Consider the following 21,606-nt stretch of genomic DNA (forward strand, 5'->3'; position numbering starts at 1 on the left):
ACCAGGCGTGGAAATTGGCTTGTCGGAGGCAGCCAGTAGCCTCAAGCACCATGGGGATTCAGATAGATGTGGTGGCGGGTTACCCGATCAACGATGAGATGGAGAGGGTGCTCGGGCTGGCCGAGGCGGTCGGCGAGCCCGTCACTGTCACGTTCATGTGGGAGGGGCGTGAGGATCCGGAGCGCGCCGTGCTCGTGCCCGCAGCCACGCTGGCGCTCTGGGAGCACTGGGCGCCCACTGTCCGCCCTAAGGGTGACGCCAGTGACGAGAGCCAGGCTGACGCGGAAGTGCCGGACCTGGCCCACCCAGTGGAATTCGGCGCGTTCACGCTCTTTCGTCGTCGCGTGGGAGGGCGCACGGCGGTCGCCCGCGGCGGCGTGGTAGTCGCTGAGCTCCTGGACCCAGGCGAGGCGCACTGGCTCGAAGAGCAGGCCCGCGCTGTCCGCCAAGGTTTCATGGATCCGAAGCAGAGGGCGGCGTTCGAGGAATTCCTCGCCCGACAGCCACCCCTCGATGAGCGGTGAGCAGAGCTCGGTTCTTCCGTGGAGTACCGACCGGTGTGCCGCGGCACGATGCGGGTCTACGGATACCCAAAGGGTTCATCTGCCGCCGCATCCGCCCGAGGGGTCGGGATGAGGGGTAGGACGTTTGAAAACCAACGAGGGGGGCCGCCGAGTGGACGCCAGCGTTGCAGCGATACTTGGCGCAGCGATCGGTGCTTTCGGCGGTGTGGGCGGCGGGCTGCTGACCCTCAGCACGCAGCTCCGGAGTCTCGACGCTCAGCATCGCGCAGAGGAGAAACGTTGGCTCGCGGATGTGCGCCGCGAGACCTATACAGGCTTTGTCACCTGCGCGAAGCAACTTTCCAAGAAGCCGCTGGAGGCCGCCTTCCAGGTCGCCGCACGGCGGGCGTTAGGGACCGATACCTGATCCCAGGTCAGGTTCCGCGCCAAGTGCGGTGGGCGGTGCGGATGGGTCTCGTAGTCGCGGGGGAGCCGGCGGTGGTGCACGAGCCAGCCGATGGTGCGGTAGCCGGTTTCCACCCAGGCCTTACGCACCTGCGGATGGGCTGCGGCGGTCCGCGAACAGCAAGGTGACCCCGGTCGCGGTATCGGACACCCTCGCGTCGGCGACCAGCAGGGTCAGCAGCAGGCGAAGTAGTGATAGGTCGTGGGCCAACGCGGGATGTCGTGCGGTAGATAGCGCCAGGCGACGTCGGCGGCAAGTTATTGAGAATTGAGACAGGGCTGTGTCCGTCGTTCGATGGGATGACGTTGCTCTGAGGGCCCGCTGCCTGCGTGATGGTCCGGGCATTCCGGGCGGGTGTCAGTGGGGCCTGCGATCGTGTGCGTCGTGGATGAACTCGTGGAACGCGTTGACACTCAGGACCGTGTGCTGGGGGTAGTCAGTCGGTGGGAGGCCGTCCGGGAGGGCTGGCTGCACCGAGTCGCTTCGGTGATGTGCCGTGATGAGCAAGGCCGCTTTCTCGTCCACCGACGCGCCCATCAGCTGTCCCGTTTCCCCGGTCATTACGAACTCGGGGTCGGGGGCGCTGCAGGAGTCGGCGAGTCCTATGAGCAGGCAGCTGCCCGCGAGCTCAGTGAGGAGTTGGGAACGCGGGCGACAATCTGCCTTCGGTTCAAGTTCCTCAACCGGGGCGGGCTCAGTCCTCACTGGCTTGGGGTGTGCGATGCCGTGCTTCCGGAGGTCGTCGCCCCCGACCCGGGTGAGGTGGCCTGGCACGGCTGGATGACCGAGTCCGAGCTGCGGCGGACTCTGCAGCAGTGGACCTTCACTCCCGATAGCCAGGAGGTTTTCGCTCGGTATCTCGCTTGTCGTGCTGACCCGGCGCCTTCACAGAAACGGTGCTCATGAGTTGAGCCCGAGGGACGAAGGCGCTGGTCGTTCCGGGGTCCCTCGGGGTTGGGCCGGCGGGGGTGGAAGTGTGCGCGAGGCGTTCGGCAAGGGCGGTGACCGCTTCGCGGTCTCCTGCGAGGGCTTCGCGCTCGTCGTCGGTGAGGTTGAGTTGGTCGAGCTCCTCGCGGCGCAGAGCCCCCCGTCGCAGGCGAGCGTGGCCATGAACTGCAGCCACCGACAGGCCAGTTGGTATTCAGCGAGAGTGGGGGACTTACCCCCGTGGATGGGGGCCGCAGGTCCCTGCTCGATGAGCCTGCCGGGAGCCGGCGGGCCCCTCGGAGGACCGCTGTAACCCTGGCGAGCAAGGGATAGCCGCGCCCCGCGTCATGACCGGCTACCGCTAGCGGCCAGCACTGCCGCGAGGCCTTCTTGTAGGTCCTTGACGAAATACTCGGGAACCTCCAGCGACGGGAAATGTCCCCCGGTTTCGGGCGAGTTCCAACGGACGATCCGCCGGAACCGCTCCTGTGCCCAGGCGCGCGGACACTTCTCGACGTCGCGCGGATACACAGTGATTGCTGACGGGACGTCGACCCGAAGTTCGGGGTCGAGCGAGGCGTGGCTTTCGTAATAGATACGGGCTGCCGATGCGCCGGTCCGCGTCAGCCAGTACAGGGTGACGTCGTCAAGAACGCGGTCTCTGGAGATCCTCTCGAACGGGCTGTCTTCGGTGTCCGTCCACTCAGCGAACTTGTCAAGGATCCAGGCGAGAAGCCCGACTGGTGAGTCGACGAGCGAGTACCCGATGGTCTGCGGTCGGGTCGCCTGCTGCTTCGCGTACGCCGCGTGGTGGCTCCAGAAATCGCGGGTTTCCTCGGTCCATTTGCGCTCGGCCGCCGTCAGTCCGTCCGTCGTCAATCCGGGCGGCGCCTGCGCGGTCGTTGTGTGGATACCGAGAACGTGCTCCGGGAACCTGCCGCCCAGGACCGTGGTGATCACACCTCCCCAGTCGCCGCCATGGGCTACAAACTTGCCGTAGCCGAGCCTTCCCATCAGTTCCACCCAGGCGGCCGCGATCTTTTCGATTCCCCACCCGGTGGTGGCCGGCTTGTCGCTGTAACCAAAACCTGGCAACGACGGGACTACGACGTGGAACGCCGGCGCGTCTGCGTTTTTCGGATCTGCCAGTTCGTCTACTACGTGGGCGAATTCAGCAATGCTGCCTGGCCAGCCGTGCGTCAAGATCAGAGGGGTGGCGTCCGCGCGGGTGGATCGGCGGTGCAGGAAGTGGATTCCCAGATCGTCAATGGTGGTGCGGAACTGGCCGATCTGGCTGAGGCGCGCTTCGAACGACCGCCAGTTGTATCCGGTGCGCCAGTAGTTCACGACATCGACGAGGTCGGCGAGAGGAACACCCTGATCCCATCGGCGCGGGTCGGGCCCGGCGCGATAGACCGTCTCAGCTTCCGGCAGCCGTGCTGCGGCCAGTCGCGCGCGCAAGTCGTCGAGGTCAGAGTCGGTTGCGTGGGCTTCGAATGCATGCACGTCTGCATGCACACCTGCTTGCGCCTCTGCTTGCACGTCGCTGGTTCGACGGTTCATGAGATGCCCCCGCCGACGTGAGCTGACGTGGTGACGACGCCTCGATCGATGGCAGTCGCAGCGTCGGTGACGCACCGGTGTGTGGTCATGAGACCCCCTGGTCATCGGTGGAACCGGCCCGGGACCTACTGGAACCGGCTAAGACGGTTCTAGCAGGCTTCGATGTTGGCGCGCAACCAGCTAAGGTGGTTCCATGAGTGCTCGATTCCCTGAATTCCGTCTCGGCAAGGTGCTGGCGACCAGCTTCACCGGGACTCTGTCGGAGCGTCAGGGCGACCCAGTGGAGCGCATCCCCACGCCGAACCGACTCGTCGACTGGCTAGCGGTGAGCGGCCTCGCCGTGGAGTCCTGCACCCCCGCCCAGCTCGAACGCGCTCGGGAGCTGAGGGAATCAATTCACGCCGCCGCGACAGCGGCCGCGCGCCGAGACCCTCTCCCTGCTTCCGCTGTCCAGGTCATCAATGACTGCAGCACTGAAGGTCGGGCCGCGGCCATCTTGACGCTGCCCGAGGGCAATCGGCAGTGGCGACTCAGCTCGGCTTCTCCCGTGGAAGACGCCCTAGGCGTCATCGCCGCCGACGCGATCAGCATCATCACAGGCGAACGAGACGGAAAGTTGGCCTTGTGTGCATCGCCGACCTGCCAAGCAGCCTTCTTCGACACCAGTCAAAGCCGCACCCGCAAATGGTGCGAAATGAACACGTGCGGGAATCGCCATAAGAAGGCGCGCTTCAATGCCTATAAGAACGAGAACCCCGGATCAGTAGCAAAGTAGTTGTTGCTCTGCTCTCTTGAGCCTGCGGAATTCGGGACTGCGCGCCGGGCGGGCGTGTCAGACGTCGGTGACGTGCACTCGCTCGCCTTGCTGCCCGTAAATGGCGATGGTCTCCGCCGGTATGTCGTCCTGGGCGTTGCCGATCCAGTGCGGGGCGGCTGTGTCGAACTCCGCGGCTTCACCCTCCGTCAGTTCTGTTCGGGTGTCGGTCAGGACGAGTTGAACCGTCCCGTGGAGCACGTAGAACCACTCCCGGCCAGGATGCATGTGGAATCGCGGTGCCGGGAGTCTCGACATCGGCGGGTAGATCACCTTGTACGCACGCATGCCACCCGTCTTCACGCCCAGCGGCACGAAGGTCAGCCCGTCCTTGTGGAAGGGGCGGAAGTGGACCCGCGGGTCGCCGGTGGACGGCGCGGCCACGAGTTCGTCGAGCGGCACCGCGTAGGCACGTGCAAGGGGCAGGAGTTGTTCCAGAGTCGGGCGGATGTGTCCGCGTTCGAGCCGCGAGATGGTGCTCTGCGTGAGCCCTGTGCGCTCCGCCAGAGTGGCGAGCGTCAGGCCAAGGGCCTTGCGGAAGCCCCGCAGCCTCGGGCCGACGTTCTGCAGTACCGCCTGATCTTCCGTCACCGGCCGACACCTCCACCCTGATTCACCAGGCCCGCCGCGCCCAGGCGCCGGGGCTCATACGAGTCCGCGGCGGGGCTCACACAAGTCCGCTCAGATCCTCGCGACCCCACTCCGGGCCGCTGACCACTTTTTGCAAGTCTGCAAAAGGGTGTGCAGTTCCGCAAGTGTGTCTTTGAAGATCGCACCATGACACTCACTCGAAGCACGAGGCGTCCCGGCCGACGACGCCTGATCCTCCAAACCGGTGCACTGGCCTTCTCACTCGCCGTGGGCAGCTCGGTCGGGTGGCACGCGCTCGACGGAGCCGTCGCGGCGTCTTCCCCCGCCACCGGGAAGGCCACGGCGTACGACGCCGCGACGAAGCACGACGCGGCGTTCAACGCGACGTTCAAGCACAAGTTCGCGAAGGTTCGCGACGTGCGCATGCACTACGTCACGGGCGGCAAGGGTCCGGCGCTGGTGCTGCTGCACGGCTGGCCGCAGACCTGGTACGAGTGGCGAAAGGTCATGCCTGCGCTCGCCCGGCATCACACCGTGTACGCGCTCGACCTTCCCGGCCTCGGCGACAGCAAGGGAAACCCGGCGAGCTTCGACAAGAAGACGCTGGCCCGCTACGTCCACGGACTGCTGCGTGATCGCATCGGCCTCGACAACTTCGACCTGGTGGCGCACGACCTGGGCGCCGGAGTCGGGGCCCAGTACGTCTCGCAGTTCCCCCGGCAGGTCAACTCCTACGTACACATGGATTATCCGCTCCCCGGGCGTAAGCTCCCCGCTGCCCAGTACCGGACGTTCTCCTGGCACATGGCCTTCAACAGCCAGCAGGCGATCCCCGAAAAGCTTGTCGACGACCGCAACGACATGCGCGAGTACGTCACGGCGTTCTCCACCCAAGTCGCCTACGGTGGAACGGCTTTCGGCGGCACGAGGACCGAGCCCCCCTTCGCCGAGGCGGAGACCGACGAGTACGTCCGCACCTACAGCCGACCGGACGCGCGGCACGCGGGATTCGAGCTCTACCGGAGCCTGGACAAGGACGAGCGTGACAACGCCGCCGCCACGCCCACGGACACCCCCACCCTCCTCCTCACGGCGACCGGTTCACTCGCCGCCACCCGGCCGACCCTGACGCCGATGCTGCGCAATGTCACGCGCGCGGTCGAGATTCCGAAGTCGGGGCACTGGCTCGCTGAAGAGAACCCCGACGCCGTGGCGCGCGAGATCCTCAGGTTCACCGCCGCCCAGTGACGACCGGCTGGACATCAGGCCACCGCATCAGCGTCTGCCCGGACAACCCCGGCCACCCGCTACCGCATCAACCGCGTCTACTGGGCCGGGGATCGGATCCCACCGGCAATCACCACTCACAGGAGCCTGACACCATGCCTAAATACGAGGTCACAGTGACCACTGGCGCCCCGCCGGAAGTCGTCTGGAAGCTACTGGTCGACGCCGCGAGCTGGCCGCTGTGGTCCAAGGTGGACAGCCTGGACACGACACGGTCGGTCGACCTGGACCTCGGAGGGGACGACGGTGTCGGTGCCGTCCGGGCTTTCCGGACGGGACGCACGGTGACCGGGGAGCGGCTGACCGAGAAGGTCGAGCCACGCCTCTTGGCCTACGAAGGCGCGTTCAACGCATCGATGCGCAACTATCGCGCACGCATCGAGCTGCAGCCGACCGCCAGTTCAGGGACGGTAATCCACTGGTCCGGAGAGTACGAGACGAGCGGGCTGCTGCGCTGGGTCATGCCGCGCTACCTCCAGAAGTTCATGCAGGGCATGGCGGAAGGGCTGGCCCGCTACGCCGAGGAGGGTCGGCAGGGTCAGTGACGCTTGCGCCGCAGGCCGGAGACGCTCAGCCTGAAGACCTGAGGCGCTGCACCACCCCAGGAGCGGTGTAGACGGTCAACCCATCGGCGAGCTGCCTCTCCAGTGTCGCGACTGAGCGCTCGAAGTAGTCGGCGCGCACTCCCGCGTCCTGGGACGCCTGCGCCATATTGCGCACACTGGCCAGCACCACATCGAGACCCTGGGCAAGCACTGGCTTCGCGTCCGAGTCCACGTCGGCGGCGAACGCAGGCATCACTTGGGTCATGTTCGTCAGCCAGGGCACAAGGAGCTCCGTGAATCCAGCCGCGTTGCCTTCCTTGTGCGAGGTGGCCATGGCGACCGCGTGAAAGAAGCCATCGAACATCACGCTCATCGCGCTGAGCAGCGCCAGGTCATACAGGGCGGCGATGCCCGCGTCGGCGCCGAGGTACTTTGCTGCCCCCAACGCCCCCAAGGTCTCCTTGTGCGCGTCGAAGTGCGCCTTCTGACCGCTGTAGAGGACGAACGCCTGCGACGTCGCGACCGTCGACGGAATCGCCATGATCCCGCCGTCCAGGTAGGCCGCCCCATGGCCCACTGCCCAGGCCTCCGCCTCTCGCGCCTGGGTCGGCGTGCCATTGGTGAGGTTGACCAGAGTCCGGCCGCGCAGAGCGCCGGCAACGGGCCGAAGGATCGCGTCCGTGACGTCATAGTCCAGCAGACAGACGAGCGTCAGCGGACTGGCGAGGACGGCTGCCTCGACCGTCGCGGCTCGCACAGCACCCCGCGCCACCAGGTCATCGGCTTTGGCAGCGCTGCGGTTCCATACGGTCGTGGGGCGCCCCGAGGTGATCAGGGCGTCCGCGAGTGCCCGTCCCATCTCGCCGAGACCGATGACTGTGACTGCTGTGTTGTCCACAAGGGCTCCCGTTGGCGTGCTCGCGTGATCAGATGCTCCCTGCCGCTCACCTTCGTGCCCGCACTGCTATCTCTCAAGTAAGCACAAAAAAGTGCGTAGTTACTTACGGGTGTGTAAGCGAGGGACGCGCGCTGCGCCGGGCGGGCGCGCGAGAGCGCCACGACCGATCCTTGAACTTCCTCACCTCATCTCATGTGCGCCGCCTACCCTTTGGGCTCAGTCACCTAGACACAATGACCACGAACCCAGCGGCCCGCAGACCTCGCGGACCTCGCGGACCCGACAAGAAAGCCCCCCACGTGGACTTGGACGAGATGTTCGGCGAAGGCTGGTGCGTAACCCTCGCCCCGCACCCACTCATCGAAACCCTCCACCTCATGGGCGTCACCAGCCCCCTCCCCTGCCCCGAGGGCCTGGACCAAGCCGCGGACTTCCTCCAAGAGCGCCAGGGTGAAGGCGCCTTCATCCTCGGCCGCGAAATGCCTGGCGGCTGGACCCTCACCATCGAATTCGAAAGCTGGATCGGCTTCGACGACGATGTCCTGCGCACCCTCACCGCCGACGGCCGCACCGCCATCAGCGCCTACCGCGACCCCGACACGAAGACGGCCACCATCGCGCACGACGGCGCCATCCTCGGCCGCCTCGAACTGTCCGGCGGCTACTTCGGCGGCCCCTCCGGCAGCGTGGACACCACCCACCCCGTCATCGGCTCCCTCACCGCGGCCGGCTTCGACGCCTCCGATGACTGTGAACCCACCGGCGAAGCCGCCACCGAAGAGCCCGAAGGCTGCCTCATCCTCGCCATACGCGTCCTGACTGGCCTCACCCTCACCGCAGGCGACTTCGGGGGCCCTTGGACCGGCGGCCTCGGCAGCTGATCGACGGCATACGGTTCCGGGTCCGAACCGGTGTTCCGTGGCGGGACGTGCCCGACGAGTACGGGCCATGGGGCCGGGTCTACGACCTGTTCCGCCGGTAGCAGCGGAACGCCTCCTGGCACCGGATCCACCAGGTGGCCTGTTCAAGCCTGGTCACCGAGCCTGGTGATCACGGGCTGGGAAGATCGCGCGGCGGGTTCACCACCAACCTGCACCTGCCCGTCGAGCAGGGTCAGAAGCCCATGTCGATCGTGGTGACGGCCGGACAGCGCGGAGACTCGCTGCAGTTCGAACCCGTACTGAAGAAGGTGCGCGTGCCCCGCCTCGGGGTGGGCCGGCCACGCGTCCGCCCCGATCGCGTGCGGGCGGACAGGGCCTGGCCTCCCGCAAGAACCGCGCCCACCTGCGCCGACGCGGGATCCGCTGCACCATCCCTGACAAGGCCGACCAGGCGCGCAACCGCCAAGAGCTTGGCTCCCGCGTCGGCCACCCGCTACGACAAGCTCGCCGTTCGCTACGAGGCGACTGTCCTCGTAGCGGCCATCAACGAGTGGCTGTGACTCTCGGCCGTCACGCGGTGGGATCCACGTTCCACGCTGCGGGCAGATCGCTATCGCAGAAGACGCAGACGAAGTCGTCCTCGCGCACGATGTTGTGCTCCTGGCAGTCGGGGCACCGCCGGAACACCACCTCGTGGGTGAAGCCGGAGGGCCGCCCAAGTGCTACGTCATCCAGGGCACGGGCGACTGCCGACCAGGAGCTGACGTCCGGGCAGTACCCGGTGGACTGGTTGCTGATCTCTCTCACGGCCCACCGGTCTGCCTCGCGCATGAAGCTGATCTCTCCGGCACTCAGAACCATGTCTCCGCCGGCACAGGCGACGTGCTCGCTTCGCCGCGGCGCCAGCCGAAGCACACCATCCATACCGATCACGAAGGTGAACGGTTCAGCCAGCTCCGCCGCCGATCGCTCTACGATCCAGCCACCGAAGTCAGCCGCCGAGCCAATCCGACACCCGCCGTCACCAGGCCGGACCGCAGCCTTCAGCTCAACCGGTCCGACGTACTTGTAACCCCGCCCCCGCCCACTCACACCAGCCAACCTAGAGCACTTCCGACAGACGCCCTAGCTCGGTCAGGCGCTAATCGCACCGCCGCCTATGCAGCAGCGCTGCCCCACAAGTCAGTGCTATGGGCATCCACGAGTGCGCTGATGTGGGTGAGTACGTCACTGGCCGGCTGCGGGGCGAGTCGGCGGCCGTCTCGCAGGCGTAGTGCGACATGGTCGTCAGCTGCTTCCTTGGCGCCGATGACGGCCTGGTAGGGAACCACGCGGGCCTCTCGGATGCGGGCGCCCAGAGTGCCGCGGTCGGGTCCTGCGATCTCGGCTCGCAGACCGAGGGTGGCGCAGCGTTGGGCGAGGGCCAACGCGTTCGGCAGTTCGGTGTCGGAGATCGGGAGGATCACCAGTTGAGTGGGGGCGAGCCAGGCGGGGAAGGCGCCGCCGTGCTGTTCGATGAGGTGGGCTACGGCTCGCTCCACACTGCCGATGATGCTGCGGTGGACCATGACCGGGCGGTGTTTGGCGCCGTCCGCGCCGATGTAGTGCAGGTCGAACTGCTCGGGCTGGTGGAAGTCGACCTGGACGGTGGACAGGGTGGACTCCCGGCCTGCGCCGTCGGTGACCTGGACGTCGATCTTGGGGCCGTAGAACGCGGCTTCGCCCTCGGCCGCGTCGTAGGGCAGGCCGGAGCGGTCGAGGACCTCGGTCAGCATGGCGGTGGACCGTTGCCACTTATCGGGGTCGGCAACGTACTTGCCCCCGGGGCCCGGGAGGGAGAGCCGGTAGCGGGTCGGGGTGATGCCGAGCGCCTCGTACGCCCGGCGGATCATCTCCAGCGCGCCCTGCGCCTCATCGGCGACCTGATCCAGGGTGCAGAAGATGTGCGCGTCGTTGAGCTGGATGGCCCGCACCCGGGTCAGCCCACCGAGCACTCCGGAGAGTTCCGAGCGGTACATGCCTCCCAACTCGGCCATACGCAGGGGCAGTTCGCGGTAGCTGTGGGAGCGGGAGCGGTAGATCACCGCGTGATGAGGACACAGGCTCGGCCGCAGCACGACCTGCTCCCCTCCGAGGTCCATCGGGGGGAACATGTCGTCGCTGTAGTGCGCCCAGTGCCCCGAGATCTCGTACAGCTCCCGCTTGCCGAGGACCGGTGAGTACACGTGGCGGTATCCCGCTCGCCGCTCGGCGGCGCGGATGTACTCCTCCAGGGTGTGCCGTACGGCTGCGCCGTCGGGCAGCCAGTACGGCAGACCCGCGCCGATCAGCGGGTCGGTGTCGAACAGGCCCAGTTCCCGGCCGAGCTTGCGGTGGTCATGCATGGCGGTCTCCTCGCGGACATCGGGCGAGTGACCGCAAGGCGAAGCCCCGGGGCACTCGCCCCGGGGCTTCGGATCAGATCATCTGTCAGCGCGCCGGGACACTCTCCGGCGTCGTCGTCATAGCAGCGCGCTTCATGCGCGAGACGTTAACAGGCCCTGGCGATGTCCACACGGCCATTTCAGTCCTCCTCAGGGGAGCCCGGGGGCGCGCAGGAGGCAGCGCGCCCGCTTCAGTCTCACGTCGGCAGCTGAACGCCACGCGTTTCACATGGCGTTGTGTGGCAACACGGACTGCATGGCTGACGAGAGAAGAACCTCTGATGACAGCGCCGGAAAGACTCGGCACAGCACGAAGACGGCAGCCGCCAAGGGGCGGTCCACTGCGAATACAGGGGCGCACAAGGTGAACACCACTGCACAGAAGGCCAAGCAGGAAGCGGCTGAGGCCAAGCAGGAGTCGGCTGAGGCTGCCGACAAGGCCAAGGGATCCGCCGAGGAGGCAGCCGACGCCGCCGGTAGTGGTGTGCGTTCCTTCGGTGTCGCGACACAGCGCGCGAAGCAGGCGGCAGCCGCAGGCATCGAGAGTGGCGGCAAGACGGTCGCATCGGCCACCGGAAAGGTCGCTTCAACGGCAGTCGCCGGCTGGACCCTGGTGAAGAACCGCAAGGCCATCGCCGCAGGTGCTGCCGCGGGTATGGTCAGTGTGGCCGGTCTTTCCTTCACCGCCGGGCGCCGGACAGCGAAGATCCAGGGCGGACCGCTGACTCGGCTGACGCATGGACGGATCTGACTTCTGCCTCATAGACCCACCACGTCAAGTCGCCAAAGTGCAGCGCCGCGTGCCGGTGCCCGCACGCCGATACGGGTGTGCGGGGCACCGGCCGTTCGCGTCCGGTCCTTCACCTCACGAGGAGGGCACCGTGTCCTCGAAGGCGGTACCCGCGCTGCGGTACGCGGCCACCTTGGCGGCCACCTGTGCGGGGGTCAGGACCTGATCCTTGACGTGCAGGACGTAGTCCACCTGCTGGTCGTACGCGCGCGGACTCGTGCTGGTCTGTCCGGCAAGGTCGATCAGCCACTGGTTGAAGTTGATCGACATGGGCCGCTCCGGCAGATACGCGGCGTCGTGCGTGCCGAACGGCTGCCCGTCGACGTAGTACTTGATGGAGTTGTTGTCGATCGTCACGACCAGGTCGTGCCAGCCCGCGTAACTCTGCCGGCTCTCGGTGTGCTGGTTGACTGCCTGCCAGGGGTCAGGGTTGTAGGTCTCCCAGGACGTCGTGTACAGGATGTTCGACGGCTCGCCCCAGCCTCCGTTGGGCAGGTACTCGAAGTCGTACTCGGCGTAGTCGTCCGCCATCGGCGCCTTGAGGTCGTTGATGGTGAAGAACGTCTGCACCAGGTGGTCCCCGTCCGGACCGCTCTTCGGCGCGTCGCTGAACTTCACGCGCGCCGCGTACGTCCCGTTCTTGAACTTCATTGCCTTGGTGAGCACTTCGGTCTGCTTGGTGCTAGCGCCCGTGCCCGCCGTCGACGTCTCCAGGTTCATCACGGAGTTACCGCCGGAGGCGGAGAACGTGACGTTCTGCGGCGCCCAGGTCGCGCCCGGCACCCCGGGGCCTCCGGAGTTGGAGCGCACGTTCCAGCCGTGGGCTGAGATGGCCGGGTCGTCGTACTTCGTGTAGTTGAAGTCGTCGAAGAGGCTCGCCCCAGAGCCGGGCGGGTCGGTGGGATCCGTCGGGTCCGTGGGGTCTTTGCCTTCGGGGGCGGTGCCCCAGACCGTCGCTCCGTCCAGCTGGGCGGTGACCTTCGTCCAGTTCGCGTACGAGTTCTGCGCGGCGCCGAAGGAGTAGTCATCGCTCTGGTTCAGCGACTGCCAGTCGGAGCGGTGGAAGCGGAGCTGGAGGTCGCCGCTGTCAGCCCCGGCGGCGAGAGAACCGGCGCCCGACGTGAAGCCGATCTCCAGGTAGCGGTCGGCGGTGGCGGTCGGGTGAGCGAGCGTGCCGAAGGTACCGGTGATGTTGCCGCAGCCCTTCACGGCCCACGAACAGGCGAAGCGATAGGTGGCGCTCGCGGAGTCGGCCTTGAAGTAGTAGCGCAGCTTCACGCCGCTGAGTGCCACGGCGGACGTGCCGGTGTTCTTCACCTTCAGCCACGGTTCGGCCTGGTCGCTGCCGGTGGATCCGGTGTGGTACTGCACCGACACGTCACCCGCGGCAGAGCCCGAGGCGGCGCCTGCCTCGGTGCCGGGCAGCGCGGCGAGACTTGTGCAGCCCAGCAGGGCGGCGAGAGCGTAGCGTGCCGATCTCGTGAGCGCGGTGCGTGAGTGCTTTCGTGCAGGACTCATCTCGATTCCTCTCCGAAACGGTGGGGGACGGGGACGTACGGGTCGAACGGTCCGTGCCGCACGCCGAGTGCGGCGAGCCTGGCGCCGTGTGCGATCAGGCGTGCGCGTGCCTGGGGCCAGGGCGAGGCGCCGTGCCACGCTCGGTCGGCGAGCGCGGCGAGCCGCGGGAAGGCCAGGTAGTCGACGTGGCCGGCGGTGGGGGCGAACTCGGTCCACAACTGGGCTTGTACGCCGAGGAGTTCGCCGCCTTCGGTGGTGGAGCCCGCGGGTGGGTCGTGGTCGTGGACGGTCCGCAGATCGACCACGGTGCCGGGCTGTGCGAGCGGTTCAGCCGGGGATGTGGACTGGGCGTAGTCGAAGTACGTGGCGCTGTGGTGGCTGCTGACCACGTTGTGGCCGCGTTTGAGGGCGATGCGGGTGTGCTCGGGATCGCGCCAGGTCATGACGGTGAACTCGGGCGGCAGGCCCTCCCCCGTCTCGGCCCACGCGGTCGGGATCCGGCCGCGCTCCAGAAGGTGGGCGCCCATCCGGCCGAGGAACCAGCCTCGTAACTCGCCTGGTCCTGAAAGGCCTTCGGCCTCGATGCGCTGCCGGGCGGCAGGGTTTGTGGCCCACTCGGTCATGGGGCATTCGTCACCGCCGACGTGCACATGCGGGGAGGGGAAGATGTCCAGGACGGTGTCGAGTACGGTGCGGCAGAAGTCGAGGACGGGCTCGTGGACGCCGAGGACCGTGTCGCACACGCCCCAGCGGGTCCACACGTCGAGCCGGCGGCCCGGGACTGTGCCGAGTTCGGGGTAGGCGGCCAGGGCCGCGCGGGTGTGGCCGGGCATCTCCACTTCGGGCACGATCGTGACGCCGCGGGCGGCGGCGTAGGTGACCAGGTCGCACAATTCCCTGCCTGTGTAGGCCCCTTGGTGCGGGATCCCGTCGAAGACCTCGGACCCGGCGGGGCCCACCATCGACTGTGCACGCCGTCCGCCCACCTCGGTCAGCAGCGGATAGTCGGCGACCGGCAGGCGCCAGCCCTGGTCGTCGGTGAGGTGCAGATGCAGCACGTTCAGTTTGTGCAGGGCCAGCAGATCGACGTAGCGGCGCAGGAACGACGCGGGCTGGAAGTGGCGTGCCACGTCGAGCATGAAGCCGCGCCAGGCGCGCCGCGGTACGTCGGTGATCTCGACGCAGGGCAGTTGCCAGGGCACGCCCGGCCGCGGACCGTTCGCCAGGGCCTGGGCGGGGAGCAGCTGCCGTATCGTCTGGATGCCGCGCAGCAGGCCGGTGGGGTGGGCGGCTCGCAGCAGCACGGCGTCGGGCGAGATCGTCAGGCCGTAGCCTTCCGTGCCGAGACCGCTGAGACCTGGGTCGTGCGCGAGGACGAACGGCCCGTCGGGAGCGGCGGGGAGCGGGAGTCCGGTGGCGGGTGCCATGAGGCTGCGCAGCAAGCCGGCGGCGGGTTCGGCGCCCGGTGTGATGCGAAGCGAGGTGTCCCGGTCGAGGGTGAAGTGGCCTGGGCGGCAAGTCAGTTGGGTGGGAGCGGGTACGAGTGCGGGGCGGGACGCGGGCACGGCGGACCTCCGGTGCGGGCGTGGGGATGCGGGACGGGCGCGGTGGCGGGTCAGCCCTTGACGGCGCCGGCGGCGAACCCGGATGTCACGTGTCGCTGCAGCAGCAGGAAGATCGCCAGCGCGGGCAGCGCGAACAGGGTCGAGGCGGCCATGGTGGCGCCCCAGTCGGTGCCGAACGTGTTGTGGAACGAGGACAGCCACACCGGAAGCGTCCGGTGGTCCTGCTGCTTGATGATCAGGAAGTTGGCGTAGGCGAACTCGTTCCACGCCGTGATGTAGCCGAACAGCGACGTCGCCATGAGACCGGGCGCGAGCAGCGGGAACGCCACATGCCGGAACGCGCCGAACCGGGTGCAGCCGTCGACCTGGGCCGACTCCTCGAGCTCCGCCGGGATCGTCGCGATGAATCCGCGCAGCACGACCACGGTGAAGGGAAGCGTCATCATGAAGTAGACGAGGGTCAGTGTCGGCAGCCGGTCGAGCATCCCGGTGTCCCGGGAGATGATGTAGACGGGGATGATCAGGGACTCCCACGGTGCCATCTGCGCGATGAACACCATGAGCATGAACTGACGGCGTCCGCGCCAGCGCATCCGGGCCACCGCGAACGAGGCGCCGAGCGCGACGAGCAGGGCGAGGGCGACGGCAGCCAGGGTGACGAGCACGCTGTTGCGCCAGAACAGGGCGAATCCGTCCGCGTCGACGGCCCGCCGGAAGTGGTCGAACGTCCAGCTCTGCGGGAGCAGTTGAGGGTTGTCGGACTGGATGTCACGTGACGGTTTGAAGGCGGTGGTGACCATCCAGTAGACGGGGAAGAGGCAGACGACGACCGTCACGGTTGCGGCGATGTTGAGCGGCAGGCGGCGCAGTGCGCGTACGTGCGAGGTCGTCACAGCTCGTTCTCCTGTCGGAACATCTGGCGGAAGTAGGCGACAAGGACGCCGGACATGAGCAGCACGGTCAGCATCGACGCGGCCGATCCGAGGTCGTAGCGCTGCTGGGCCAGTGCGGTCTGCACGGCGTAGACCGGCAGGATCGTCGTGGCGTCGCCGGGGCCCCCGCGGGTCATCACCCAGATCTGCACGAACGCCTTGAACGTCCAGATGACTTCGAGGGAGAGCACGAGCATGAAGATCGGCCGTACGATCGGCAGGGTGACGGAGTGGAAGATCCGGAACCCGGACGCACCGTCGATGCGCGCGGCCTCGTAGAGCTCGTTGGGCACGGTGGTCAGCGCCGAGTACAGCGTGATGGCGGCGAACGGCACCGACTGCCACACGACCAGGGTGACGAGGATGGCGAACGCCGCCGTTCCGTGGGCCAGCCACGGATAGCCTTCGAACCCGCTGAAGCCGAGGCCGGTCAGGGTGTGGTTGACGATCCCGAACTCGGAGTGGAAGAGCCACTGGAACACGGTGGTCGCCGCGACCACGGGCATCGCCCAGGTGAGCACGAGCGCGCTGAGCACGGCCGTGCGGCCGAACCGCCCGAGCCGCTCCACCATCAGCGCCACGAGTGTCGACAGGACCATGATCAGTGCGACGTTGACGGCCATGAAGAGGAAGGTGCGCCGCACCACGGCCCAGAACCGCGGGTCGGACAGCAGTGCCGTGTAGTTGTCGAAGCCGGTGAAGTGCGCCTCGCCGAGGATGAGTTGGCGCAGACCGAAGTCCTGGAAGGAGATCAGGACGGCCCGCGCCAGCGGGTAGACGAGCAGGTACAGCATCCCGAGGACGGCGGGCGCCACGAGCAGGTACGGCCAGATGCGGGGCATTGTGGCGCGTGGAGCGGTGGTCGGCGTACGCCGAGGCGGTCGGGACACTGCCCGCTCACGGGTGATCGTCACGGCGCACTCCTCTCGGTGCGGATCCTCGGTTCGGATTCTCAGTGCGTGGGCCAACGGGCGGGTCAGGAGCCGGACTTCATTGCGTCGGTGATGGCGTCGGACGCCTCGGTGGCCTCGCGATTCGGATCGCCTCCGGTGAGGACGGCCGTCAGGTAGTCCTTGATGGGGTTCTTGGCCTCGACGGCGGCCCAGCCCGGCGTGTTCGGCGTCGCGTGGCCGACGGCCGCTCCGACCGCCATGGCGGAGGCGCCCGGGTCGTCGGAGACCGCGCCGGCGAGCGTGGTCTTGTTGGGCACGTAGCTCATGGCGACGGCGAGCTTCTTCTGCCATGTGTCGCCGGTCAGTTCCTTGACGAAGGTGTACGCGGCGTCGTGGTGCTGCGACACCGTCGGGATGACCAGGTCGGAGCCGCCCGTGAAGACCGCACCCGGGGTGTCCGCCGTCTTGCCCGGGATCGGGAAGAAGCCCAGCTTGTCCTTGAGTTCGGGGTTGTTCTGGGTGATGACGTTGGCTCCGCCCGGCGTGCTGATGATCTGTGCGATCTGGCCCTTGGCCATGACCTCGGCCTGCGGCGGCTGCGCCTCGTCGGAGTCCTTCGGGCCCTTGCCGAGGGCCTGCAGCTTCTTGTAGAAGGCCATGGCGCGCAGCGCCTCGGGGCTGTCCAGCGAGCCCTTCCAGGTGCCGTCCGACTTGGTGGCGAGGTCGCCGCCCTCGTCCCAGACGAACCCGGCGTAGGTGTACCAGTTCTGCCCGGGCAGGTAAATGCCTTGCTGTGAGCCCTTGTTGAGCTTCTTCGTCGCGGCCACCCACTGGTCGCGAGTCTTGAGCGCGGCGGCGTCGACACCGGCCTTCTGGAAGAGGTCCTTGCGGTAGATGACGACGCGGTTCGCCGCGTAGTACGGGATGCCGTACTGCTTGCCCTGCCAGGCTCCCGGCTCGGCGAGCCCCTTGAGCCAGGCGTCGCCGCCGAGGTCGTCGACCTTGTCACTCAGGTCCAGCAGACCGCCGCTCTGCGCGAACTGGGCGACCTGGGTGTTGCCCGTCTCGATGACGTCGGGGGCGTCGTTGCTGGCCAGCGCGGCGGTGACCTTCTCACCGATGCCGTCCCACTCCTGGATCTGGATGCGTACGTCGATGTCCGGGTGCGCGGCTTCGAAGCCCTTCTCGAAGTCCTTCTGGAAGGCGGACGAGACGCTGTCGCGCATCAGCCACACATCGATCGCGGTCTTCCCACCGCCGGCGGACTCCCCGTCACCGGAGCCGGACGAACATGCACTGAGCCCGGCGACCGCGATGAGCGCGGACACACCGGCAAGTAAACGGAACTTCACGGTTCACCTCTGGGATGCCGGACCTGACCACTAGCCAACTGGTCAGGTGACCTCTGGTGAGGGAGAAAGCTGGCATAGACCAATGCATGCGTCAACCCCCGCCGCAACCAGGGGAGTTAAGGATTTGGCTGTCGATCACCCCGCTTTCGTGGTCAACTGGTCAGACAGCTGGTTGTACGGCAGGAGAGGGCGGGCGGTGGCCACCGACGTGAACGACGCGGGCGGGACAGCAAAGGCGGGGGTCGGGCGGCGCTCCTCAGGAGCGGTGCTCAAGCGGGAACGGGTCCGTGACCACCTCCTGCAGCTCATCGAGTCACAGCGCCCCGGTGATCCCATCCCCTCCGAGCGCGCGCTCTGCGCGGACCTGGGCGTCTCGCGCCCCACCCTGCGCGCGGCCGTCGACGAACTGGTCGCCGCGGGCGTTCTGGTTCGCGAACACGGGCGTGGCATGTTCGTCGCGCCGGAGAAGATCACCCAGGAACTGATCTCGCCCGCGCACGGGCTGAAGGTGCCGCGCGCGGGGGGCGCCTGGTCCAGCCGGCTCCTGGAGTTCACCACCATCCAGGCCGGCGCCCGCGTCGGCCGCAAGCTGCATCTCTCCCCCGCAGCCCGCATCGTCTACGTAGCCAGGCTGCGGCTCGTCGACGGCGCCCCGATGGCCATCGAGCACCTGCACATCCGCGCCGATCTGGTGCCCGGCCTCTCCGCGCAGGAACTGGAGAGCGGCGATCTGTACGAGCACTTGAGCGCACATCACGACGTTCATGTCCGCGAAGCGACCCAGACCATCGAGCCGACGGTGGTGACCCGGGCCGAGGCCGAGGTGCTCGAAGTGCCCGAGCTCTCCCCCGCTCTGCTGGTCGAGCGGCTCACCTCGGACCATTCCGGCATCCCGGTCGAGTACGTCCACTCGCTGTACCGCGGCGACCGCTACCGCATCGTCTCCCGGCTCACCCTCGGCCCGGCCGCGACCGCACCCGCGCCGGAACAGCCGGCCAGCCACCACCCCGGCATCCCACCGGGCGACTTCGCCCACCGGGACACGGTCGCCTCCTCGACCCACGGCGATGTGCAGGACATCTGAACGCAGGGCATCTGAACAGGTCGACAAGCGGCCGTGCGTCCCCGGGAAACGGGCCCGGAAGCATGCGGGATCCCGCCTACTGCCCGGCAGACGCTCGGCAGGTCAGGTCCTTGGCCGGGAGCCTGCCCGTGGTCAGGTAAACCGTGGCGCTCCTGTCCGCGCAGGAGTTGGCGCCGTGGACGATGTGTCCCTCTCCTCCGGCAACGGTGACCATACGGGAGCCTCGCAGGGCCCGGTGCATGGCCAGGGCGCCGGCCAGGGGCGTCTGGAGTCCCACTCGTTCTGCACGATCAGCACTCTGCTGCTGTTGTCCACCGTGGTCGCGGGCTCGCTGCCCGGGGTCCAGAAGGCACACGGCTCGGCTTGATGGTGGACGCGAAGTCGCCGTACAGCGGATACCGGGCCCTGTCGCGGACGGCGTCACCGCGGTACCGCTCGGGATCGCGCGGCCACGATGCGCGGGTGTCGGCGCACAGGACAGCCCAGGCACTCGCGGCCTCGTTGTCCGGGGGAACGACGTCACGGGCGAACCTCGAAGAGGCCGTGGTCGGGGTCGACCAAGGTGTGGCGGACGGGTCCGGCTTCCCGCCCCCGGCCGCCCGCTTCAGCTCGGCCGGGGTGCGGCCCAGGTGGTACGTCGCGTGCCGCCGGGCGGCCCATGCGCTCCACCGCGAGAAGGCGGGCTCGGTCGCCTACTGGGGCGATTATGATCAGGGGATTCCGGCCGCTGCTGCGCGGCTCCACGTATTCGGGCATGCTGTTCGCCTGTTGCGGCGTGTTGGTGAGCCTTCCAATGGTGCCTTTCGCACTGCTGCCGACACTGGCGTGGCCATCCGCTCCCTATGGAGTGCAGGCCGTCCTGGTCCTCCTGGTCTGGGCAGCGCTGATCGGCTCGCTCGGTCTTGCCCGCACCACGCGGCGGGCGCTGATCCCGTTCGCCCGCCAACTTCTGAGGGTGCAGGTGCCGTTGCCGGCCCCCACCGAGCCATCCGGCGCCGGCCGTTGGCGGACTCCCCTCTGGCTGCTGCTGCACGTAGCGCTGGGGTGGGCGGGGGCGCTGACGAGCGGTGTGCTGGTCCTCATGGGGATTGCCCTCCCCGGGGGATGGCTCGACGCCGAAGCCGGGCTGAGTCTGTTCGGCCTGTCGCTGCGGTCCGACGGCGGATGGCAGAGCTGGGCTGTGGCACTCGGCTGCCTGCTCCTTGCGGCGGTCGTGTGCGTGCTGCTGACGAGCGTGCTGCGGTGGCTGGCGCCGAGGCTCTTGGGGCCTTCGTCGGCCGAGCAGCTCGCGCTGATCGCCGAGAGGGAGCAGCGTCTTGCCGAACGCAACAAGCTGGCCCACGAGTTGCACGACTCGATCGGGCACACGCTGACCGCGACCACGATCCAGGCGGCGGTGGCGAGCGAGGTGCTCTCCGCCGACCCGGGGGCGGCGCGGGCCGCCCTGCGCAGCATCGAGGAGTCGGCCAGGGCCGCGCTGGAGGACCTGGATTACGTACTGGGCGTACTGCGCGAGGAGAAGGCGGAGACGGCGCCGACCCGGACCCTGGCCGACCTGCCCGAGCTGCTTGACCGGTTGCGGCACGCGGGCGCGGTCCTTGAGGTGGAGCTGTCGGGCGAGCCGGCACAGGTGCAGGGGACGCTCTCCCGGGCCGCGTACCGGATTCTGCAGGAAGGGCTGACGAACGCGTTGCGGCACGGGACGGGCGGTCCGATCGGGGTCCGGGTGGAGGTCGCGCCGGACCGCCTTGAGCTCGGCGTGGTCAATGGGGCGAGCGCGGGCGAGCGTACGGGCGCGGGTGTCTTCCGGACGTCCGGACACGGCCTGCCCGGTCTTGCCGAGCGCGTGCGGCTGCTGCACGGTGAGATCGAGGTCGGCCCGGACGGGCCGCGGCACTGGCGGTTGGCGGTCCGGCTGCCGGTACGGGTGTCGGCATGACCGGCTCCGAGACGGACTCATCCGTCATGAGCGGCGCCGGCTCAGCGCCCGCGGTGACCCGCAGCGGTCTGCGCACCTTGCTCTCGGCGCAGCCGGGGATCGCGGTGGTCGGGGAGGCAGCCGACGGCGTCGAGGCCGTCGAGGAGGTGCGGCGGCTGCGGCCGGACGTGGTCCTGATGGATGTACGGATGCCACGGTGCGACGGCATCAAGGTCACCCGGCAGTTGCTCGCCGAGTCGGCCGGACCGCCGAAGGTCGTGATGATCCTCTTCCCGGCAGCCCTGCGCCGGATGGTCGCCGCCCGCCCGCTGGACGGTGCCGAGGCGTTGCCGAAGGCGGCACTGACGGAACGGGAGGAGGAGGTGCTGCGGTCGATGGCTACGGGGCTGTCCAACCCGGAGATCGCGCTGTCGCTCATGGTGAGCCTGGAGACGGTGAAGACACACGTCGGGAACGTGCTGACCAAGCTCGGTGCGCAGAACCGGACCCACGCCGTGGTGATCGCGTACGAATCAGATCTGGTGGTGCCGGGGTTCACCGGCTGACGCGGGGTTCATCGGCTGACGCGCAACACAGCTCGCGTGATCGCCACACCACCACGCAGGCCGAGGGCAACTACGTGGACTCGCTTACCT

The 21,606-nt window shown here is 68.0% G+C and carries 22 protein-coding genes and 2 pseudogenes; 13 read left to right on the plus strand and 11 right to left on the minus strand.

Annotation, left to right across the window (positions count from 1 at the left end; translation table 11 throughout):
* Positions 1-50 precede the first annotated feature (50 nt).
* The 3 genes from ACWGI2_RS32245 (at position 51) to ACWGI2_RS32255 (ending at position 1,875) form a co-directional block, all read left to right on the plus strand.
* The gene (locus ACWGI2_RS32245) at positions 51-524 is read left to right on the plus strand and encodes a hypothetical protein (RefSeq protein WP_453699213.1); all 474 of its coding nucleotides are present in this window, start codon (positions 51-53) and stop codon (positions 522-524) included.
* A gap of 151 nt (positions 525-675) precedes the next feature.
* The gene (locus ACWGI2_RS32250; RefSeq protein ID WP_453699214.1) at positions 676-930 is read left to right on the plus strand and encodes a hypothetical protein; all 255 of its coding nucleotides are present in this window, start codon (positions 676-678) and stop codon (positions 928-930) included.
* A 435-nt stretch (positions 931-1,365) separates the two neighbouring features.
* Positions 1,366-1,875 (plus strand): NUDIX domain-containing protein, encoded by a 510-nt coding sequence (locus ACWGI2_RS32255; protein WP_453699456.1) that lies wholly within the window; start codon positions 1,366-1,368, stop codon positions 1,873-1,875.
* Positions 1,876-2,241: 366 nt separating this feature from the next.
* Here ACWGI2_RS32255 and ACWGI2_RS32260 read toward each other — a convergent pair whose 3' ends face one another.
* Positions 2,242-3,459, minus strand: a complete 1,218-nt coding sequence (locus ACWGI2_RS32260) for an epoxide hydrolase family protein (protein ID WP_453699216.1) — start codon at positions 3,457-3,459, stop codon at positions 2,242-2,244.
* 193 nt (positions 3,460-3,652) lie between these two features.
* Here ACWGI2_RS32260 and ACWGI2_RS32265 point away from each other — a divergent pair, with 193 nt between their 5' ends.
* Positions 3,653-4,234, plus strand: a complete 582-nt coding sequence (locus ACWGI2_RS32265) for a CGNR zinc finger domain-containing protein (RefSeq protein ID WP_453699218.1) — start codon at positions 3,653-3,655, stop codon at positions 4,232-4,234.
* A 57-nt stretch (positions 4,235-4,291) separates the two neighbouring features.
* Here ACWGI2_RS32265 and ACWGI2_RS32270 read toward each other — a convergent pair whose 3' ends face one another.
* Positions 4,292-4,864 (minus strand): helix-turn-helix domain-containing protein, encoded by a 573-nt coding sequence (locus ACWGI2_RS32270; RefSeq protein WP_453699219.1) that lies wholly within the window; start codon positions 4,862-4,864, stop codon positions 4,292-4,294.
* 186 nt (positions 4,865-5,050) lie between these two features.
* Between ACWGI2_RS32270 and ACWGI2_RS32275 the strand changes: the two genes are divergently transcribed.
* Together ACWGI2_RS32275 and ACWGI2_RS32280 are read left to right on the plus strand one after the other, a co-directional pair.
* Positions 5,051-6,112 (plus strand): alpha/beta fold hydrolase, encoded by a 1,062-nt coding sequence (locus ACWGI2_RS32275; protein ID WP_453699221.1) that lies wholly within the window; start codon positions 5,051-5,053, stop codon positions 6,110-6,112.
* Between the two features lie 134 nt (positions 6,113-6,246).
* Positions 6,247-6,696, plus strand: a complete 450-nt coding sequence (locus ACWGI2_RS32280) for an SRPBCC family protein (protein ID WP_453699223.1) — start codon at positions 6,247-6,249, stop codon at positions 6,694-6,696.
* Positions 6,697-6,721: 25 nt separating this feature from the next.
* Here ACWGI2_RS32280 and ACWGI2_RS32285 read toward each other — a convergent pair whose 3' ends face one another.
* Entirely contained in the window at positions 6,722-7,594 is an 873-nt protein-coding gene (locus tag ACWGI2_RS32285) for an NAD(P)-dependent oxidoreductase (RefSeq protein WP_453699225.1), read from the minus strand.
* A 299-nt stretch (positions 7,595-7,893) separates the two neighbouring features.
* Here ACWGI2_RS32285 and ACWGI2_RS32290 point away from each other — a divergent pair, with 299 nt between their 5' ends.
* Both ACWGI2_RS32290 and ACWGI2_RS32295 read left to right on the plus strand, forming a co-directional pair.
* Positions 7,894-8,475, plus strand: a complete 582-nt coding sequence (locus ACWGI2_RS32290) for a DUF6461 domain-containing protein (protein WP_453699226.1) — start codon at positions 7,894-7,896, stop codon at positions 8,473-8,475.
* Positions 8,451-9,035 (plus strand): annotated as a pseudogene (locus ACWGI2_RS32295) (transposase). Before ACWGI2_RS32290 ends, ACWGI2_RS32295 begins: the two are co-directional and overlap by 25 nt.
* A gap of 10 nt (positions 9,036-9,045) precedes the next feature.
* On the opposite strand, the gene ACWGI2_RS32300 reads toward ACWGI2_RS32295, so the two are convergent.
* Both ACWGI2_RS32300 and thrS read right to left on the minus strand, forming a co-directional pair.
* The gene (locus tag ACWGI2_RS32300) at positions 9,046-9,567 is read right to left on the minus strand and encodes a hypothetical protein (RefSeq protein ID WP_453699228.1); all 522 of its coding nucleotides are present in this window, start codon (positions 9,565-9,567) and stop codon (positions 9,046-9,048) included.
* 65 nt (positions 9,568-9,632) lie between these two features.
* Positions 9,633-10,865 (minus strand): annotated as a pseudogene (gene thrS, locus ACWGI2_RS32305) (threonine--tRNA ligase); the annotation flags it as partial.
* Positions 10,866-11,154: 289 nt separating this feature from the next.
* Here thrS and ACWGI2_RS32310 point away from each other — a divergent pair.
* Entirely contained in the window at positions 11,155-11,649 is a 495-nt protein-coding gene (locus tag ACWGI2_RS32310) for a hypothetical protein (RefSeq protein ID WP_453699229.1), read from the plus strand.
* A 114-nt stretch (positions 11,650-11,763) separates the two neighbouring features.
* Here the strand turns inward: ACWGI2_RS32310 and ACWGI2_RS32315 are convergent, their stop codons facing one another.
* The 5 genes from ACWGI2_RS32315 to ACWGI2_RS32335 form a co-directional block, all read right to left on the minus strand.
* Positions 11,764-13,206, minus strand: a complete 1,443-nt coding sequence (locus ACWGI2_RS32315) for a cellulose binding domain-containing protein (RefSeq protein WP_453699231.1) — start codon at positions 13,204-13,206, stop codon at positions 11,764-11,766.
* The gene (locus tag ACWGI2_RS32320) at positions 13,203-14,771 is read right to left on the minus strand and encodes a beta-N-acetylhexosaminidase (protein ID WP_453699233.1); all 1,569 of its coding nucleotides are present in this window, start codon (positions 14,769-14,771) and stop codon (positions 13,203-13,205) included. The genes ACWGI2_RS32315 and ACWGI2_RS32320 overlap by 4 nt, the downstream gene beginning before the upstream one ends.
* A gap of 50 nt (positions 14,772-14,821) precedes the next feature.
* Entirely contained in the window at positions 14,822-15,664 is an 843-nt protein-coding gene (locus ACWGI2_RS32325; RefSeq protein WP_453699235.1) for a carbohydrate ABC transporter permease, read from the minus strand.
* Complete coding sequence (locus ACWGI2_RS32330) at positions 15,661-16,617, minus strand: carbohydrate ABC transporter permease (RefSeq protein ID WP_453699236.1); 957 nt, start codon at positions 16,615-16,617, stop codon at positions 15,661-15,663. The genes ACWGI2_RS32325 and ACWGI2_RS32330 overlap by 4 nt, the downstream gene beginning before the upstream one ends.
* Positions 16,618-16,679: 62 nt before the next feature.
* Positions 16,680-17,948, minus strand: coding sequence for an extracellular solute-binding protein (locus ACWGI2_RS32335; RefSeq protein ID WP_453699237.1), 1,269 nt, complete (start codon positions 17,946-17,948; stop codon positions 16,680-16,682).
* A 208-nt stretch (positions 17,949-18,156) separates the two neighbouring features.
* Between ACWGI2_RS32335 and ACWGI2_RS32340 the strand changes: the two genes are divergently transcribed.
* The gene (locus ACWGI2_RS32340; RefSeq protein WP_453699458.1) at positions 18,157-19,032 is read left to right on the plus strand and encodes a GntR family transcriptional regulator; all 876 of its coding nucleotides are present in this window, start codon (positions 18,157-18,159) and stop codon (positions 19,030-19,032) included.
* A 76-nt stretch (positions 19,033-19,108) separates the two neighbouring features.
* On the opposite strand, the gene ACWGI2_RS32345 is transcribed toward ACWGI2_RS32340, so the two are convergent.
* On the minus strand, positions 19,109-19,273 hold the full coding sequence (locus ACWGI2_RS32345) for an alpha/beta hydrolase (protein WP_453699459.1): 165 nt from the start codon (positions 19,271-19,273) through the stop codon (positions 19,109-19,111).
* Here ACWGI2_RS32345 and ACWGI2_RS32350 point away from each other — a divergent pair.
* From ACWGI2_RS32350 to ACWGI2_RS32360, 3 genes are all read left to right on the plus strand, one after another.
* Positions 19,208-19,399: a hypothetical protein gene (locus ACWGI2_RS32350; protein ID WP_453699474.1), complete on the plus strand. Its 192-nt coding sequence runs from the start codon at positions 19,208-19,210 to the stop codon at positions 19,397-19,399. The genes ACWGI2_RS32345 and ACWGI2_RS32350 overlap by 66 nt on opposite strands.
* Before the next feature lie 426 nt (positions 19,400-19,825).
* Positions 19,826-20,971, plus strand: a complete 1,146-nt coding sequence (locus ACWGI2_RS32355) for a sensor histidine kinase (protein ID WP_453699239.1) — start codon at positions 19,826-19,828, stop codon at positions 20,969-20,971.
* A complete protein-coding gene (locus ACWGI2_RS32360) occupies positions 20,968-21,516 on the plus strand; it encodes a response regulator transcription factor (protein WP_453699240.1) in 549 nt (182 codons plus the stop codon). The genes ACWGI2_RS32355 and ACWGI2_RS32360 overlap by 4 nt, the downstream gene beginning before the upstream one ends.
* Positions 21,517-21,606: the final 90 nt, after the last annotated feature.

The organism is Streptomyces sp. NPDC054866, assembly GCF_053610745.1.

Excerpts from the sequence above, each read along its gene's own strand:
- ACWGI2_RS32315 (WP_453699231.1), bottom strand. The coding sequence starts at position 13,206 with ATGAGTCCTGCACGAAAGCACTCACGCACCGCGCTCACGAGATCGGCA.
- ACWGI2_RS32260 (WP_453699216.1), bottom strand. The coding sequence starts at position 3,459 with ATGAACCGTCGAACCAGCGACGTGCAAGCAGAGGCGCAAGCAGGTGTG.
- ACWGI2_RS32265 (WP_453699218.1), top strand. The coding sequence starts at position 3,653 with ATGAGTGCTCGATTCCCTGAATTCCGTCTCGGCAAGGTGCTGGCGACC.
- ACWGI2_RS32310 (WP_453699229.1), top strand. The coding sequence starts at position 11,155 with ATGGCTGACGAGAGAAGAACCTCTGATGACAGCGCCGGAAAGACTCGG.
- ACWGI2_RS32360 (WP_453699240.1), top strand. The coding sequence starts at position 20,968 with ATGACCGGCTCCGAGACGGACTCATCCGTCATGAGCGGCGCCGGCTCA.
- ACWGI2_RS32355 (WP_453699239.1), top strand. The coding sequence starts at position 19,826 with ATGGTGCCTTTCGCACTGCTGCCGACACTGGCGTGGCCATCCGCTCCC.
- ACWGI2_RS32245 (WP_453699213.1), top strand. The coding sequence starts at position 51 with ATGGGGATTCAGATAGATGTGGTGGCGGGTTACCCGATCAACGATGAG.
- ACWGI2_RS32345 (WP_453699459.1), bottom strand. The coding sequence starts at position 19,273 with ATGCACCGGGCCCTGCGAGGCTCCCGTATGGTCACCGTTGCCGGAGGA.
- ACWGI2_RS32275 (WP_453699221.1), top strand. The coding sequence starts at position 5,051 with ATGACACTCACTCGAAGCACGAGGCGTCCCGGCCGACGACGCCTGATC.
- ACWGI2_RS32280 (WP_453699223.1), top strand. The coding sequence starts at position 6,247 with ATGCCTAAATACGAGGTCACAGTGACCACTGGCGCCCCGCCGGAAGTC.